Below are 16,349 nucleotides of genomic sequence, written 5' to 3'. Positions count from 1 at the left end.
CAGCCGTGTTCGATCAGGGAGGACGATCGTGTCTGCACCAGCGCGCGTCACGCCGACGGTGGCCGAGACCACCTCCAAGGTCCCGCGCGGGACTCTGTACCGCGGCCGTGAAGGCATGTGGTCGTGGGTTCTGCACCGGATCACCGGCGTCGCCATCTTCTTCTTCCTGCTCGTCCACGTCCTGGACACCGCGCTCATCCGCGTCTCCCCCGAGGCATACGACGCCGTCATCGGCACGTACAAGAATCCGATCATGGGCCTCGGTGAGGTCGCGCTCGTCGGCGCGATCGCGTACCACGCGTTCAACGGGCTGCGGATCATCCTCGTGGACTTCTGGGGTTGGGCCACCCGCCACCAGCGTCAGCTGTGGTGGATCGTCCTGGGCGTATGGGTCGTCACCATGCTCGGCTTCACGCCCCGCCACCTCATCAATGTCTTCTCGTCGATGGGAGGCGGTCACTGATGTCCCTTCGACAGGCTCAGGGAGCGGCCGACGTCTCGATGATCGTCCCGCCGCGCACCCGCAACAAGGGCTCGAACTGGGAGAAGTGGGGCTGGGTGTACATGCGCGCCTCCGGCGTGCTCCTGGTCGTCCTCATCTTCGGGCACCTGTTCGTCAACCTCATGACGGGCGACGGCATCCACCAGATCGACTTCGCCTTCGTCGTCGGCAAGTTCGCCTCGCCGTTCTGGCAGTGGTGGGACGTGCTGATGCTCTGGCTGGCGCTCATCCACGGCGCGAATGGCATGCGCACGATCGTGAACGACTACGTCGCCTCCCCCACCGTGCGTCGCGTGCTGGTGTGGGCGCTGTGGCTGTCGGCCGGTTTCCTGATCCTGCTGGGCACGCTCGTGGTCTTCACCTTCGACCCGTGCATCGGCGTGACCGAGTCCAGTTCCCTCTGGGACATGTGCCAGGCCGCCTGACCTTCCGACCGAACCAGTAGAGGCATCATTCCGTGAGCACCCAGACCAACGCTGATTCCGTCGTCCGCGACGGCGTGCACTACCACCAGTTCGATATCGTCATCGTCGGCGCCGGCGGCGCCGGGATGCGCGCGGCGATCGAGGCGGGCCCGGGTGCGAAGACCGCGGTCATCTCCAAGCTGTACCCCACCCGGTCGCACACCGGCGCGGCGCAGGGCGGCATGGCCGCGGCGCTGGCGAACGTCGAAGAGGACTCGTGGGAGTGGCACACCTTCGACACCGTCAAGGGCGGCGACTACCTCGTCGACCAGGATGCGGCGGAGATCCTCGCCAAGGAAGCCATCGACGCGGTCATCGACCTCGAGAACATGGGCCTGCCCTTCAACCGCACGCCCGAGGGAAAGATCGACCAGCGCCGCTTCGGCGGACACACCGCCGACCACGGCAAGACCCCCGTGCGTCGCGCGTGCTACGCCGCGGACCGCACCGGTCACATGATCTTGCAGACGCTCTTCCAGAACTGCGTCAAGCTCGGCATCAACTTCTTCAACGAGTTCTACGTGCTCGACCTGATCACGGTGAAGGATGCTGCCGGCGACACGCAGGTCGCGGGTGTCGTCGCGTACGAGCTGGCCACCGGCGATCTCCACGTCTTCCAGTCCAAGGCCGTCATCTTCGCCACCGGCGGCTTCGGCAAGATCTTCAAGACCACGTCCAACGCGCACACCCTCACCGGTGACGGCGTCGGAATCGTCTGGCGGAAGGGCCTGCCGCTGGAAGACATGGAGTTCTTCCAGTTCCACCCCACCGGTCTGGCCGGTCTCGGCATCCTGCTGACCGAGGGCGCCCGCGGTGAGGGCGCGATCCTGCGCAACGCGTCCGGCGAACGCTTCATGGAGCGCTACGCACCCACGATCAAAGACCTCGCCCCGCGTGACATCGTCGCGCGCTGCATGGTGCAGGAGGTCGCGGAGGGCCGCGGTGCCGGTCCTCACCGCGACTACGTGCTGCTGGACTGCACGCACCTGGGCGCCGAGGTGCTCGAGACCAAGCTCCCCGACATCACCGAGTTCGCCCGTACCTATCTGGGCGTAGACCCGGTGGTCGAGCCGGTGCCGGTGATGCCCACGGCGCACTACGCCATGGGCGGCATCCCCACCAACAACAACGCCGAGGTGCTCAGCAACAACACCACCGTGGTCCCCGGCCTGTACGCCGCCGGCGAGTGCGCGTGCGTCTCGGTGCATGGCTCGAACCGCCTCGGCACGAACTCGCTGCTGGACATCAACGTCTTCGGCAAGCGCGCCGGCCGCAACGCGGTCCAGTACGTGCAGACCGCCGACTTCGTGGCGATCCCGGACGACCCCACCCGGGAGATCCGCGAGATGATCGAGCGCCTCCGGGTCAACCCCGGCACCGAGCGCATCGCGGTGCTGCGCAAGACCCTCCAGGACGAGATGGACAAGGGTGCTCAGGTGTTCCGCACCGAAGAATCCCTCGCCCACGTGCTCGACGTCATCGCCGACCTCCGTGAGCGCTACCTCAACGTGCACGTCGACGACAAGGGCAAGCGCTACAACACCGACCTGCTCGAGGCTGTGGAACTCGGGTTCCTCCTCGATCTCGCCGAGGTCGTGGTCTACGCCGCGCAGAACCGCAAGGAGAGCCGTGGCGGACACATGCGCGACGACTACCCCAAGCGGGACGACGAGAACTACATGCAGCACACCATGGCCTACCTGACGGGCGACCCCCACTCGTCGCATCCGGCCGACCACATCGAACTCGGCTGGAAGCCCGTCGTCATCACGCGGTACCAGCCGATGGAGAGGAAGTACTGAGATGGCCATCGCCACCATCGACACCGTCAACGATTCGCAGAGCGTCGAGCAGGCGCCCGCTGCCACCGGCATCCAGTCGTTCCTGGTGACCTTCAACATCCGTCGCTTCGACCCGGAGGTCGACGCGGAACCGCGCTGGGTCGACTACGACGTCGAGCTCTACCCCACCGACCGTGTGCTGGACGCCCTGCACAAGATCAAGTGGGAGGTGGACGGGTCGCTCGCGTTCCGCCGCTCCTGTGCGCACGGCATCTGCGGTTCCGACGCGATGCGCATCAACGGGCGCAACCGGCTCGCATGCAAGACGCTCATCAAAGACCTCGACATCTCGCAGCCGATCTACGTCGAGGCGATCAAGGGCCTTCCGCTGGAGAAGGACCTGATCGTCGACATGGAGCCGTTCTTCGCGTCGTACCGCGACGTGCAGCCGTTCCTCATCGCCAGCTCGAAGCCCGAGCCCGGCAAGGAGCGGATCCAGTCGATCGTCGACCGCGAGGTCTTCGACGACACCACCAAGTGCATCCTCTGCGCCGCGTGCACGTCGTCGTGCCCCGTCTTCTGGACCGACGGGCAGTACTTCGGGCCGGCCGCGATCGTCAACGCGCACCGGTTCATCTTCGACTCCCGTGACGACGCCGCCGACGTGCGACTCGACATCCTCAACGACAAGGAGGGCGTCTGGCGCTGCCGGACGACCTTCAACTGCACCGAGGCATGCCCGCGCGGCATCGAGGTGACCAAGGCCATCGCCGAGGTCAAGCAGGCGGTCCTGAGCGGCAGGCGCTGACCCCGACCGGATCGCCCCCGCGCCGGAGCACCCGGTGCGCTCAGCTCCCACTGCGGGGGCCCGGGCGCTTCGCCGACCGTCGCGGTCACCGGCGGGTATGCGGCCCGAGGAGCATGGGTAGCCTGTTCGCGTGACCGACACGCCTCCGTCGCGCCGCCGCCCGTCCGACCCCGCTCCCCTGCCGGGGCCGATCGGCGCGGCCGAGGCATCCCCGTCGGACCCGCGGCGCACCGCTCGCCTGCGGGAACGCCTGGACCAACCGATCGAGCGTGCAACGGAGATCACGCGACGCACCCTGGAGTGGTTCCCCATCCGCGTGTGGCGGCATTTCCTGCAGCACAACGGCTTCCTTCTCGCCGCCGGCATCTCCTACCAGTCGCTGTTCGCGATCTTCGCGGGCATCTATCTGGCGTTCGCCGCCGTCGGCGTATGGCTCGGCGACAGCGAACGCGCGGTGAGCCTCCTCATCAGCGTCATCAACCGGTATATCCCCGACCTCATCAGCGAGAGCGGCCTGGTCAAACCCGCGCAGGTGCATGCCGTGGCATCCAGCAGCAGCGGGCTCCTCACGATCACTGGATCCGTCGCGGCCATCGTGGTGATCTGGACGGCGATCGGATTCGTCACGTATGCCCGCCGCGCTGTGCGAGACACGTTCGGGCTCCCGTTCGACCGGCGCAACTACGTGATCCTCAAGGCGCGCGACCTCTTCGCTGCCGCTCTGTTCGGTCTGGCGCTCCTCGTCGGCGCCGCGCTGAGCGCCGTCACCACCGGCGCCGTCGACCTGGTCTTCGGGCTGCTCGGGTGGCAGGGCGACTCCGCAGCCGTCCAGGTGGCCACCCGAGCCGTGTCGCTTCTCGTCGCATTCGCGATCAATTCCCTGGCACTCGGGGGGCTGTTCCGCTTCCTCACCGACACATCGCTCCCCTGGCAACGGATCTGGCCGGGTGCACTCCTGGGCGGCGCAGCGACGGTGGTGCTGCAGATCGGCGCGGGCTTCCTCTTCGTCTACACGCCGTCGAATCCGCTGCTGGCCACCTTCGCGGTCCTCGTCGGCTTCCTCCTGTGGTCCCGGTTGAACGGGATCGTCATCCTCGTCGCCGCCGCGTGGATCGCCGTCTCCGCACGGGACCACGGGGAGACTCTGGAGAGCGGCGCGGATGCCGAAGCTGCCGAGCGGGCCGCCGTATTGGCCGCCGCCGGCGTTGCGCTGGAGCGGGCGCTGCGCGACGCCGCGGATGCTCCGTGGTACGCACGGCGCGCTGCTCGCCGCCGCGTGGCCGAAGCCGAAGCGGCCGTGGCCGAGGCCGAGCGCAACGTCACGCCGCTTCCCGGCTCAGCGCTCCCCTGGGACTGAGCCCGGGGCTACGAATCGGTCGACGGCGCGGCCCAGGCGGGGCGGATGTGGCCGCTCTCCTCCGCGAAGGCCGCGACACCGGCTCGACTTCGGGCGCCGGCGAGCCGGAGTCGGGCCGGCGTCGGGCCGCCGCGGACCGGGGTCGGAGGCCGCCGTTAAGCTCGGGAGGTGCCCCGCCGCGTTCGCATCGTCTCCATCAACGTCAACGGCATCCGCGCCGCCGCCCGCAAGGGCATGAGCGAGTGGCTCGCCGAGGCCGACGCCGACATCCTCGCGATCCAGGAGGTGCGCGCCACCCAGGACGAGCTGCGTTCCGCGCTCCCCGGATGGGAGGTGGTCAACGACGAAGCACTGGCCAAGGGCCGCGCCGGCGTCGCCATCGCGAGCCGGCTGCCCTCCGTCGAGATGCGGACCGTCCTCGGGCCGGAACCGCTGGATTCGGCCGGCCGGTGGATCGAGGCCGACTTCGACATCGACGGCGAGAGCATCGCCATCGTGAGCGCCTACGTGCATACGGGTGAGGCCGAGACTCCTCGGCAGGATGCCAAGTGGGCCTTCCTCGACGCGATGGAACGACGGATGCCGCAGCTGGAGGCGGAGCATCCCCTGGCCCTCATCATGGGCGACCTCAACGTCGGGCACCGCGAGTTCGACATCCGCAATTGGAAGGGCAACGTCAAGAAGGCCGGCTTTCTCCCCCGCGAGCGCGCCTACTTCGACCGCTTCCTCGGTCCGGCCGGCGCGGAGGTCACCGCCAGCGACGGCACGACCGGGACCGGGCTCGGCTGGGTCGACGTCGGCCGGCGGTTCGCCGGTGACATCGACGGGCCCTACACGTGGTGGTCGATGCGCGGCCGCGCCTTCGACACCGACACCGGGTGGCGCATCGACTACCACCTGGCCACCCCCGCTCTGGCCGAGCGCGTGGCGGACTACCGCGTGGAGCGCGCTCCGTCGTGGGACACGCGGTGGAGCGACCACGCGCCCGTCATCGCGGATTACACGCTCGGACACTGACCCGCCGCCGGCCTCCCTCGGCCTCGGGTAGGTTTCGGCGCCGCGGGTGCCGGGGGCGCGGGTGCCGCGGTGGGCCGGGGGCGCGTGGGCCGGGGGCGCGGGTGCCGCGCTGGGCCGTGGTTCCGCTGTTGCCGCCGCCGGATTCGGAGCTCGTCGCCAGATTCGGACATTTCGGCACACGCCAACCCCAATTCACGGACGTCGTCCGAATCTGCAACAGCCGCGCCACCGCCACGCGCCCCGGGCGCACGTCAGCCACCGCCGGACGCCCCGGGGACGCATATCCTGCCCGGCACCCCGAGGCCCCCGCCCGCTCATGTCGCACCGGCGAAGCGGTCCGGGCGGCGCCACGGGCGGCCGCCGCATCCACCGCCGGTAGAATCGGTCAGTGACCAAACCCCGTCTCTACTCCGGCATGCAGCCCTCGGCCGACTCGCTTCAGATCGGCAACTACATCGGGGCTCTCATGCAGTGGCGGGAGTTGCAGGACTCGTACGACGCGTTCTTCTCGGTCGTCGACCTGCATGCGCTGACGCAGCCGAACGACCCGTCGGAGTTGCGCGAGAAGACGCGCCGTACTGCCGCGCAGTACATCGCCGCGGGTATCGAGCCCGCACGCTCGACGCTGTACGTGCAATCGCACGTACCGGCGCACGCCGAGCTGGCGTGGGTGCTTTCGACCATCACCGGATTCGGTGAGGCCGGGCGGATGACGCAGTTCAAAGACAAATCCGCCCGCTACGGCGTGGATGCCACCAACGTGGGGCTCTTCACCTACCCCGTGCTGATGGCCGCCGACATCCTGCTGTACCAGACCGATGTGGTGCCCGTCGGCGATGACCAGAAGCAGCACATCGAGCTCACCCGCGACCTGGCCGAGCGGTTCAACGCACGGTACGGCGAGACCTTCACGGTTCCGATGCCCGTGATCCAGCGTGACACCGCCCGGATCTTCGACCTGCAGAACCCGACGGCGAAGATGTCGAAGTCCGCCGAGTCGGACGCGGGAGTCCTGTGGCTGCTGGACGATCCGTCGGCGACCGCCAAGAAGATCATGCGCGCCGTGACCGACAGCGAAGGCAGCGTGCGCTTCGATCGCGAGGCGAAGCCGGGCGTGTCGAACCTCCTCGTGATCTACGCCGCCCTCACCGGCCGGCAGATTCCCGCGATCGAGGACGAGTACGCCGGCCGCGGTTACGGCGACTTCAAGAAGGGCCTCGCCGAGGTTGTCGTGAACGAGTTCGCGCCGGTCCGCGAGCGGGCACTGGCGATGCTCGACGACCCGGCTGAACTCGACCGCGTGCTGGCGGACAACGCCGGGCGCGCCGCATCCGTCGCTGACCGCACCCTCTCCGACGTGTACGACCGGATGGGCCTCCTCCGCCGCGTCTGACCCGCGCTCCGACACACTCGGGTGGCTCCCGCCGGAACCTAACTCAGGCTCGATGCGTCGGCGCGCCTCCGCGGCGGCGGAATTCCGCCCCTGGCCAATCGCCCCACCCGATCGAGCCTGAGTTCGTGCGCGCGGCGGGGGAAGAACGTGTTTCCGGGTGGAGGCGCGTCGGCTGCCCGCACAGCCGGGCGCCGCGCCGCGGAGTGGGTCGGAACCGAGCTCAGGCTGAGTGCGTGAATGTCGGACGAATGCACCGCGATTCCGCCCGCAGTTCACATTCAGCCTGAGTTAGTGCAGACCGTACGCAGCACCGCGATGCGGTCCTGGGTCCGGCCCGGCCCGGGTGCTTCGGTGGGGACCTCAGCGGGACCACCGGTGCGGGTGGGGCCCTACGGGCGTGTGTCGAGAAGGCCGCGCACGGCGTTCAGTACGAGCTCCGGCTCCTCGTAGATCATCTTCGCGGTGGGCCGCAGCGGCGTGAAGTTCCGCGCTGCGAGGAGGAGGTCGCGCCTCCGATCGCGGGCCTGGGCTTCCCAGCCCCCATGGAATTCCTCGCTGTCACACTCGATGACCAGCCATCCATCGACCAGGAGGTCGACCCTGCCCACACCCTCGATGCTGACTTGCACCTCGATGTGACAGCCCAAGCCACGCAGCATGAGGCGCATCAGTGTCTCCGGCCCCGACTCAGCACAGCCATTGACTAACGCCTGCAGCACTCGATACCGGCCCGGAAGCCGCCGAAAGACCTCGGCCAGTTCGACGAGCGATAGCAGCCCGCTATGCAACGCACTGTCGAGACTTGCGACCGCCGCACGGGGAGGCTGGCACAGCACGCTGTGCACCAGGGCATCGATGATCGAAACCGTGGCTGACTGCCCCGGATCATCCCCCAGGGGGAGCCAGTGCAGGCGCACCCCACGCGAGGATCGGTGCTCCAAGCGACGCCGGCGGTCGTGCGGTGACCGCATCCGACTGGCGTTGCCTTTCATATGTACATGGAGCGCGTCGTTCCTCAGCACGAAAATGCCGAGCATCGCCAAGAGCGACAGGCAGGTCAGGCGTCCGCCCACCCGCACCGCACGGATGACGGCGTCCGGAGTGCCGCCGGGGAGGTAGTGGTCCCGACGTGCGCGGACCAGGTGTCCCAGCGCGACAGCATCATCGACCTCCCTGCGATTCAGGCCTTGCAGAAAGAGCTCCCCGCGGCTCATGATTTCGACGGTCATGGGATCGAGAGTGCGGGCACGAGGCCGGCGCAGGCATCTCGAACGGGCGGACGGTGGATAAGCGGCGACGCGACGCGGCTGGGGAGGAGACTCTCGGGCGCACTAAATCAGGCTCGGCTGAGCGCGTGGCCGCACGCCAGCCGGAATTCCGCCCCTCGTCATCCATGCGATGCGTGCCAGCCTGAGTACGGTTCGGAGCGGAGGCGAGACGGGGACGCCACGTGCGCGGGCCACGGGCGAAGCGGCGGGCCGTAGGGTGGCGGCATGGAGCCGGTCGAACTACGCACGCCGCGCACAGTGCTGACGACACCGACACGGCGCGACACCGACGCGATCTTCGCCGCGTGCCAGGATGCGGACATCCAGCGCTACACGACGGTCCCCTCCCCGTATCTTCGCGAGCACGCCGAGAGCTTCGTCGAGGCCGTGCCCGGCCGCTGGGCGGACGGGATCGAGGCGACCTGGGCCATCCGCGATGGCGGCACGCTCGCGGGGATGCTCGGCCTTCACCGCCTCACGAGCGGCACGCCCGAGATCGGCTACTGGATGGCGCGGCCCTCCCGGGGGCGAGGCCTCCTCACCGAGGCGGCCCGCGCGGTCATCGACTGGGCGTTCGCCTCGGACGGGCTACGGGCGGCGCGCATCGAGTGGCGCGCCGTCGTCGGCAACCGGGCATCCGCGCGTGTGGCACAGGCCCTCGGATTCCAGTACGAGGGGACGATGCGCCAGGCACTGTCGAACTCGTTCGGGCGCGACGACGCGTGGCTCGCCGGCCTCCTCCCCGCCGATGACCGCACACCCCGGCGGTGGGCCGTCCTCGGCGACTGAGCCGCCGATCCGTGGCAGGATGACCGTATGCCGGAGATGCCCGAAGTCCAGGGGCTCGTCGACTTCCTGCGCGGGCGAGTGGTCGGTCTCACCATCACGCGCGCCACGGTGTCGGCGATCTCGGCCCTGAAGACCTACGACCCGCCGATCACCGCGCTGCAGGATGCGGCGGTCACCGGCGTCGAGCGGCACGGGAAGTTCCTCGACCTCGCCACCGACGGCGAGGCCCACCTCGTGTTCCACCTCGCCAAGGCCGGCTGGCTGCGGTGGTACGACGCGCTCCCCGCGACCGTGATCCGCCCGGGAAAGTCGCCGATCGCCCTCCGCATCGCGTTCGACGACGGCTCGGGCTTCGACCTCACCGAGGCGGGCACGAAGAAGTCCCTCGCGGTCTACGTCGTCCGCGACCCTGCCGACGTTCCCGGGATCGCCCGCCTCGGCCCCGATCCCCTCGACCGGGGCTTCACCCGCGACACCCTGGCCGGCCTCCTCACCGGTCGGCGCACACAGATCAAGGGAGTCCTGCGCGACCAGTCCATCATCGCCGGTGTCGGCAACGCCTACTCCGACGAGATCCTCCACGCGGCGAAGATGTCGCCCTACGCCCTCGCGTCGACCCTCGACGAAGCCGAGATCGATCGCCTGTTCGCCGCGATGACCTCCACCCTCGCCGAGGCGTTGCAGGAAGCATCCGGGAAGCCGCCCGCCGACCTGAAGGATGCCAAGCGCCGCGGCATGCGCGTGCACGGCCGTCGTGGCGAGACATGCCCCGTGTGCGGCGACGAAGTGCGCAGCGTCTTCTTCGCCGACAACTCCCTCGAGTACTGCGCCACGTGCCAGACCGGCGGCAAGATCCTCGCCGACCGGCGGCTCTCGCGCCTGCTGAAGTAAGCGGGATGCCGCCGCCGCGGCGGGAATGCGTCGCGCCGTCGCGTGTTGACTAGTATCAGATACATCAACGTGCTCCGGGGTCGGTGAGAATCCGAACCGGCGGTGACAGTCCGCGAGTCCGAGTATCCGCCCCAGGGCGGAAACGAGGGCCGATCCGGTGGAAATCCGGGACCGACGGTGATGCGACGGTCAGCCGTCGCGAGTCCGGATGGGAGGCAGCACGGTCGGCGTAACGCGCCGCCCTGCCGCAGCGACCCCGGGACCGGACCGGAGGATCGATATGGCGGATGCAGCGGAACGCGAGGCGATGCGGCATGCGCTCGACCTCGCCGCACGCGGACCTGTCGGTGTGAATCCGCAGGTGGGCGCCGTCATCCTCTCCCCCGACGGCGACGTGATCGCCGAGGGATGGCACCACGGCGCCGGCACCGCCCACGCCGAGGTCGACGCCCTGTCCAAGCTCGCCCCCGGGCAGGCCCGCGGGACGACCGCGGTCGTCACTCTCGAGCCGTGCAACCACACGGGGCGCACCGGCCCGTGTGCCGTCGCGCTCCTCGAGGCCGGTGTGGCGCGCGTGGTCTACGCCCTGGATGACCCGAACCCCGCCGCATCCGGCGGGGCCGAGCACCTGCGTGCGGGCGGCGTCTCCGTCGAGGGCGGCGTCGGAGCGGACGACGCACGCCAGCTTCTCGATGGCTGGCTCACGGTCCAGCGCCTGGGGCGTCCGTTCGTGACGGTGAAGTGGGCGCAGAGCCTCGACGGGCGCGCCGCCGCGGACGACGGCACCAGCCAGTGGATCAGCGGTCCCGCCGCCCGCGCCGACGTGCACGAGCGCCGCGCCCAGGCCGATGCCATCCTCGTCGGTACCGGCACCGCCCTCAGCGATGACCCCTCGCTCACCGCCCGGCGCGACGACGGCACGCTCTACGCGAAGCAGCCGGTCCCGGTCGTGATCGGCGCGTCCTCGGTCCCCGAGGGTGCCGCCCTGCGTCGCCATCCCGCCGCCGCACTGTTCTATCCGACGCACGATCTGCCTGCCGTGCTCGCCGATCTCCGCGAGCGCGGGATGCAGCGGGTCTTCGTCGAGGGCGGGCCCACCCTCGCCAGCGCGTTCCTGGCGGCCGGTCTGGTCGACGAAGTCCTCATCTACCTGGCGCCCCTGCTCCTCGGCGGCCGCAGACTCGCCCTCGGCGATGTCGGCGTCGCCACACTCCCCGACGCGCGGCGGCTCGCCGTGTCGTCCTTCCAACCCCTGGGCGACGACTTCCTCGTCGTCGCCACCCCGGTGAAAGGAGACCGGTGATGTTCACCGGAATCGTCGAAGAACTCGGCACGCTCACCGCCGTCGAACCATCCGGCGACGGCGTGCGACTGACCGTCCGAGCGCCCCTGGCCGTGACGGATGCTGGCCACGGAGACTCCATCTCCGTCAGCGGCGTGTGCCTCACCGTCGTTGAGCAGGGCCCGGACTGGTTCACGGCCGACGTCATGAAGCAGACGCTCGACATGTCGACCCTCGGCGGCGCGGAACCCGGCCGCTCGGTCAACATCGAGCGGGCGACCGCTGCCCACGGCCGGCTGGGCGGACACATCGTCCAGGGTCACATCGACGGCACCGGAACGGTGCTCGACGTGCGACCCGGCGACCGCTGGCAGGTCGTGCGGATCGGGGTCCCCGTCCATCTCGCCCCTCTCGTGGTCGACAAGGGTTCCATCGCCATCGACGGCGTCTCGCTCACCATCAGCGCGGTGAGCGATGCCGACGACGCCGAACCATGGCTCGAGGTCTCGCTCATCCCCGAGACGCTCGAGGCCACCACGCTCGGCACCGCCGCCATCGGTGACCCCGTCAACCTCGAAACCGACATCCTCGCCCGCCATGTGCAGCGGCTCCTGGCATTTCCCGCATCCCCCGAAGGAGGCTCACGATGAGCCTTTCCACCATCCCGCAGGCGCTGGAGTCTCTCCGCGCCGGACGCCCCGTCATCGTCGCCGACGATGAAGATCGCGAGAACGAAGGCGACGTCATCCTGTCGGCGGAGCTCGCGACGCCGGAGTGGATCGCCTGGACCGTCCGGTGGTCCAGCGGGTTCCTCTGCGCCCCGATGCCGGCCGACTGGGCTGACCGTCTCGAGCTTCCGCCGATGGTCGCGGTCAACGAAGACGCCCGGGGGACGGCGTACACCGTCAGTGTCGATGCGTCCGACCGCGACAGCACCGGCATCAGTGCCTCTGACCGCGCCCACACCCTGAACGTCCTGGCCACGCCTGCCTCCGGGCCGGCCAGCCTCATCCGCCCCGGGCACGTCCTGCCGCTGCGCGCGGTCGACGGTGGCGTGCGCGAGCGCAGCGGCCACACCGAGGCGGCAGTGGAATTGATGAAGCTCGCCGGCCTGCAGCCGGTCGGAGCGATCGCGGAGGTCGTGGCCGAAGACGGGTCGATGATGCGGATGCCCGGGCTTCTCGAGCTCGGCGAGCGCAACGACATCCCGGTCATCACGATCGAGCAGCTCATCGCCTACCTCGACGAGGATGAGCCGAGCTCGGCCACCGCCGCGCGGGAGCGACACACGCGCCGCGTGAGCCTTCGCGCCGAAGCGCGGGTGCCTACGACGCACGGGGAGTTCCGCTTCCTGGCCTACAAGGATCGCGCGACCGGCACCGACCACCTGGCCGTGGTGTCGGGAGACCTGAGCGATGACGCACCCCTCGTGCGGGTGCACTCCGAGTGCCTGACCGGTGAGGCATTCGGCTCGCTGAAATGCGAGTGCGGCCCGCAACTGGGGGCCGCCCTGGACGCGATCGACGAGCACGGCGGCGTCGTGGTGTACATGCGCGGACACGAAGGTCGCGGCATCGGGCTCATCAACAAGCTCCGGGCGTACAGCCTGCAGGAGCAGGGGCTCGACACCGTCGACGCGAATCTCGCGCTGGGGCTTCCTGCCGACGCGCGCGACTACGCCGCGGCCGCCGGCATCCTCGCCGACCTGGGCGTCAGTCGGGTGCGTCTGATGACGAACAACACGGACAAGGTCGCGCAGCTGCGCGAACTGGGGTTGGATGTCGCCGAGCAGGTGCCGCTGCTGGTCGGAGTCGGTCCCAACAATCACCAGTACCTGGAGACCAAGCGCGACCGCATGGGACACCTCATCGCGGAGGCCGACCTGACCGAGGCGTTGAAAGAGATGAAGGAAGGTGCCGAGGCATGAGCGGCAAGGGTGCGCCGGAGGCGCAACAGATCGACGCGAAGGACCTGCGCGTGGTCGTCGTGGCCGGGACCTGGCATGACGTCATCACCGACGGGCTGATCGCGGGTGCTCGCCGGGTGCTCGACGCATCGGGAGCCTCGTGGGAGCTCGTTCGCGTGCCGGGGTCGTTCGAGCTTCCCGTCGCCGCAAAGGCGGCGCTCGACGCCGGGGCCGACGCCGTCGTGGCGCTGGGTGTCATCATCCGCGGCGGCACCCCGCACTTCGAGTACGTCTCCTCCGCCGCCACCGACGGCCTGACGCGCGTCGCGCTCGACACCGGCAAGCCGGTCGGCTTCGGACTCTTGACCCTCGACGACGAACGGCAGGGCCTCGATCGCGCCGGCCTGCCGGATTCGAAAGAGGACAAGGGCGCCGAGGCGGCGGATGCGGCGCTCCGCACGGCGCTGACCCTCCGCGCCCTCCGCGCCTGACGCCGGGACGGCGCCGACCCTTCGTCTCGTCGCTCCGCTCCTCGCTCAGGGCCCGGTACCCCGAACCGCGCCCCGCGGCGCACCCCGGCCGCGGAGCGAGCGCAGCGGAACCCCCGGACGCTGAGCGAGCGCAGCGGAACCCGCGGACGCTGAGCGAGCGCAGCGAGACGAAGCGTCACGCCCGCACGGCGTCGACCCCTCGTCTCGTCGCTGCGCTCCTCGCTCAGGGTCCGGTACCCCGGGCCCGCGCCCCGGACGCTGAGCGAGCGCAGCGAGACGAAGCGTCACGCCCGCACGGCGTCGCCCCCTCGTCTCGTCGCTGCGCTCCTCGCTCAGGGTCCGGTACCCCGGATCAGCACCCCGGACGCTGAGCGAGCGCAGCGAGACGAAGCGTCACCCCGTTGCGGTTGAGGCGTGCCTTCCTGGCGCCGGAGCCGGGGCTCCCCCTACGGTGATAGCCATGGAGATCCTGCGCCACGTCGTCGTCCTCATCCACCTCGTCGGGTTCGCCACGCTGTTCGGGTCATGGGTCGTCGAAGCGGTAGCTCGCCGCGTCCGGTTCACGCGCGTCATGGACTGGGGCCTCGCCATCGCCGGCGTCGCCGGTCTCATCCTGGCCGCGCCGTGGGGTATCGACGGCGACCTGAACTACGTCAAGATCGGCGTGAAGCTCGTCATCCTCGTCGTGATCGGAGCGCTCCTGGGCATCGGGTCGGCGCGTCAACGGCGCACGAACGCCCTGCCGCCGGTCATGTTCTGGCTCGTCGGCATCCTCACCCTCACCAACGCCGCCATCGCGGTGCTGTGGTGAGACCGACCACACCCACTCCCGTCCTCATGCCCGCCCGCCGCCCCGCATCCCACACCCACCCTTCACCGCGCTCACTGACAGGCATCTCATGACATCATCAGCCCCCGTCACCGCCGCCCCCGCCAACCCGCGCTCCCGCGTCATCACGGCCAGCCTCGTGGGAACGACCATCGAGTTCTACGACTTCTACGTCTACGCGACGGCAGCCGTTCTCGTCTTCCCGGTCCTCTTCTTCCCCACCGGCGATGACACCACGGCGCTGCTGTCGTCGTTCGCGGTCTTCGGTGCCGCCATGGTCGCCCGCCCCGTGGGCGCGGTGATCTTCGGCCACTTCGGTGACCGCTTCGGCCGCAAGGCCACGCTGGTCGCGTCGCTGCTGACCATGGGCATCGCGACCTTCATCATCGGTCTGCTGCCGACGTACAACGAGATCGGCTGGTGGGCAGCGCTCCTGTTGCTGTTCCTGCGCCTGGCCCAGGGATTCGCCCTCGGCGGCGAATGGTCGGGCGCGGCCCTCGTCGCCACCGAGAACGCTCCGCCCGGCAAGCGCGCCTGGTACGGCACGTTCCCGCAGTTGGGTGCGCCGATCGGCTTCATCATCGCCAACACAATCTTCCTCATCATCAATTTCGCGCTCCCCCACCCCGACGGCCCGGCCCAGCGTTCGGAGGCCTTCCTGGCATGGGGATGGCGCGTGCCGTTCCTGTTCTCGGCGGTCATGGTCATCATCGGCCTGTGGGTACGTCTGAAGCTGGTCGAGTCCGAGACGTTCGAGAAGGCGGAGAAGAAGGGCGCCCTGCGCCGATTCCCCCTCGGGGAGGTGCTGCGCCGGCACTGGCGGCAGCTGATCCTCGGGACCTTCATCATGCTCGCCACCTACGTGCTCTTCTACCTGATGACGAGCTTCACGCTCTCTTACGGGACGAAGGCGACGGCGGATGCTGCCCAGGCCGCGGCGGATGCGGCGGGGCAGCCCTTCGACGCGGCGACCTACGTCGCGGGCCTCGGGTTCGGCTACACCGACTTCGTGCTCATGCAGATCATCGGGGTGGTCTTCTTCGGAATCTTCACGCTCCTGTCCGGGCCGATCGCCGACGCGATCGGGCGTCGTCGCCTGCTGTTGTGGGTCACGGCCGCGATCGCCGTCTTCGGCCTGACGTTCAACGTCTTCCTCTCCCCGCAGATCGACCCCAAGTTCACCGGGGCTCTCACGCAGGCGTTCCTCATTCTCGGGTTCCTGCTGATGGGCGCGACGTTCGGCCCCATGGGCGCGGTGCTGCCCGAGCTGTTCCCGACCAACGTCCGGTACACCGGATCCGCGATCTCCTACAACGTGTCGTCGATCCTGGGTGCGGCGGTGGCGCCGCTCATCGCCGTCTGGCTGTGGGCGGTGGCCGACGGACAGCCGTGGCTGGTCGGGGTCTACCTCACCGGCGCCGCCGTGCTGACCTTCGTGGCGCTGGCGTTGTCCAAGGAGACGAAGGACGTCGACTACGGCGAGAACATCGGAATGGGCGCGACCGGCTCCCTCTGACCTCGGCAGACATGCGGATGCCGCGGGGCTTCGGCTCCGCGGCATCCGTCGTCGT

At 69.5% G+C, this 16,349-nt stretch carries 16 protein-coding genes and 1 riboswitch; of the genes, 15 read left to right on the top strand and 1 reads right to left on the bottom strand.

Features of this window, described 5'->3' with window-relative positions:
- Positions 1-28 precede the first annotated feature (28 nt).
- The 7 genes from sdhC to trpS all read left to right on the top strand — a co-directional run bounded on the left by sdhC (position 29) and on the right by trpS (position 7,322).
- A complete protein-coding gene (sdhC, locus tag AC4FS2_RS02170) occupies positions 29-463 on the top strand; it encodes a succinate dehydrogenase, cytochrome b556 subunit (protein WP_491153915.1) in 435 nt (144 codons plus the stop codon).
- Positions 463-927: a succinate dehydrogenase hydrophobic membrane anchor subunit gene (locus tag AC4FS2_RS02165; protein WP_491153917.1), complete on the top strand. Its 465-nt coding sequence runs from the start codon at positions 463-465 to the stop codon at positions 925-927. Before sdhC ends, AC4FS2_RS02165 begins: the two co-directional genes overlap by 1 nt.
- Positions 928-959: 32 nt before the next feature.
- On the top strand, positions 960-2,768 hold the full coding sequence (gene sdhA, locus AC4FS2_RS02160) for a succinate dehydrogenase flavoprotein subunit (RefSeq protein ID WP_491153919.1): 1,809 nt from the start codon (positions 960-962) through the stop codon (positions 2,766-2,768).
- 1 nt (position 2,769) lies between these two features.
- Entirely contained in the window at positions 2,770-3,555 is a 786-nt protein-coding gene (locus AC4FS2_RS02155) for a succinate dehydrogenase iron-sulfur subunit (RefSeq protein WP_491153921.1), read from the top strand.
- Between the two features lie 130 nt (positions 3,556-3,685).
- The gene (locus AC4FS2_RS02150; protein WP_491153923.1) at positions 3,686-4,912 is read left to right on the top strand and encodes a YihY/virulence factor BrkB family protein; all 1,227 of its coding nucleotides are present in this window, start codon (positions 3,686-3,688) and stop codon (positions 4,910-4,912) included.
- A 168-nt stretch (positions 4,913-5,080) separates the two neighbouring features.
- Entirely contained in the window at positions 5,081-5,929 is an 849-nt protein-coding gene (locus tag AC4FS2_RS02145; protein ID WP_491153925.1) for an exodeoxyribonuclease III, read from the top strand.
- Positions 5,930-6,317: 388 nt separating this feature from the next.
- Positions 6,318-7,322: a tryptophan--tRNA ligase gene (trpS, locus tag AC4FS2_RS02140; protein WP_491153927.1), complete on the top strand. Its 1,005-nt coding sequence runs from the start codon at positions 6,318-6,320 to the stop codon at positions 7,320-7,322.
- 389 nt (positions 7,323-7,711) lie between these two features.
- On the opposite strand, the gene AC4FS2_RS02135 is transcribed toward trpS, so the two are convergent.
- Positions 7,712-8,551, bottom strand: coding sequence for an endonuclease domain-containing protein (locus AC4FS2_RS02135; RefSeq protein WP_491153929.1), 840 nt, complete (start codon positions 8,549-8,551; stop codon positions 7,712-7,714).
- Between the two features lie 264 nt (positions 8,552-8,815).
- On the opposite strand from AC4FS2_RS02135, the gene AC4FS2_RS02130 reads away from it, so the two are divergent.
- The 8 genes from AC4FS2_RS02130 to AC4FS2_RS02095 all read left to right on the top strand — a co-directional run bounded on the left by AC4FS2_RS02130 (position 8,816) and on the right by AC4FS2_RS02095 (position 16,294).
- On the top strand, positions 8,816-9,379 hold the full coding sequence (locus AC4FS2_RS02130; RefSeq protein ID WP_491153930.1) for a GNAT family N-acetyltransferase: 564 nt from the start codon (positions 8,816-8,818) through the stop codon (positions 9,377-9,379).
- Between the two features lie 27 nt (positions 9,380-9,406).
- Positions 9,407-10,270, top strand: coding sequence for an Fpg/Nei family DNA glycosylase (locus tag AC4FS2_RS02125; protein WP_491153932.1), 864 nt, complete (start codon positions 9,407-9,409; stop codon positions 10,268-10,270).
- Between the two features lie 66 nt (positions 10,271-10,336).
- Positions 10,337-10,495, top strand: a riboswitch (FMN riboswitch).
- Positions 10,496-10,550: 55 nt separating this feature from the next.
- Positions 10,551-11,573, top strand: a complete 1,023-nt coding sequence (gene ribD, locus AC4FS2_RS02120; RefSeq protein WP_491153934.1) for a bifunctional diaminohydroxyphosphoribosylaminopyrimidine deaminase/5-amino-6-(5-phosphoribosylamino)uracil reductase RibD — start codon at positions 10,551-10,553, stop codon at positions 11,571-11,573.
- Positions 11,573-12,202: a riboflavin synthase gene (locus tag AC4FS2_RS02115; RefSeq protein WP_491153935.1), complete on the top strand. Its 630-nt coding sequence runs from the start codon at positions 11,573-11,575 to the stop codon at positions 12,200-12,202. Before ribD ends, AC4FS2_RS02115 begins: the two co-directional genes overlap by 1 nt.
- Complete coding sequence (ribA, locus tag AC4FS2_RS02110) at positions 12,199-13,479, top strand: GTP cyclohydrolase II (protein WP_491153937.1); 1,281 nt, start codon at positions 12,199-12,201, stop codon at positions 13,477-13,479. Before AC4FS2_RS02115 ends, ribA begins: the two co-directional genes overlap by 4 nt.
- Positions 13,476-13,949, top strand: coding sequence for a 6,7-dimethyl-8-ribityllumazine synthase (gene ribH / locus AC4FS2_RS02105; RefSeq protein WP_491153938.1), 474 nt, complete (start codon positions 13,476-13,478; stop codon positions 13,947-13,949). Before ribA ends, ribH begins: the two co-directional genes overlap by 4 nt.
- Positions 13,950-14,409: 460 nt before the next feature.
- A complete protein-coding gene (locus tag AC4FS2_RS02100) occupies positions 14,410-14,760 on the top strand; it encodes a Fe-S protein (protein WP_491153940.1) in 351 nt (116 codons plus the stop codon).
- 88 nt (positions 14,761-14,848) lie between these two features.
- Positions 14,849-16,294: an MFS transporter gene (locus AC4FS2_RS02095; RefSeq protein ID WP_491153942.1), complete on the top strand. Its 1,446-nt coding sequence runs from the start codon at positions 14,849-14,851 to the stop codon at positions 16,292-16,294.
- Positions 16,295-16,349: the final 55 nt, after the last annotated feature.

Source organism: Microbacterium sp. Z10_103 (assembly GCF_058310455.1).
The sequence above is the reverse complement of the archived record's forward strand: the minus strand, read 5'-3'. Positions and strand labels throughout refer to the sequence as shown.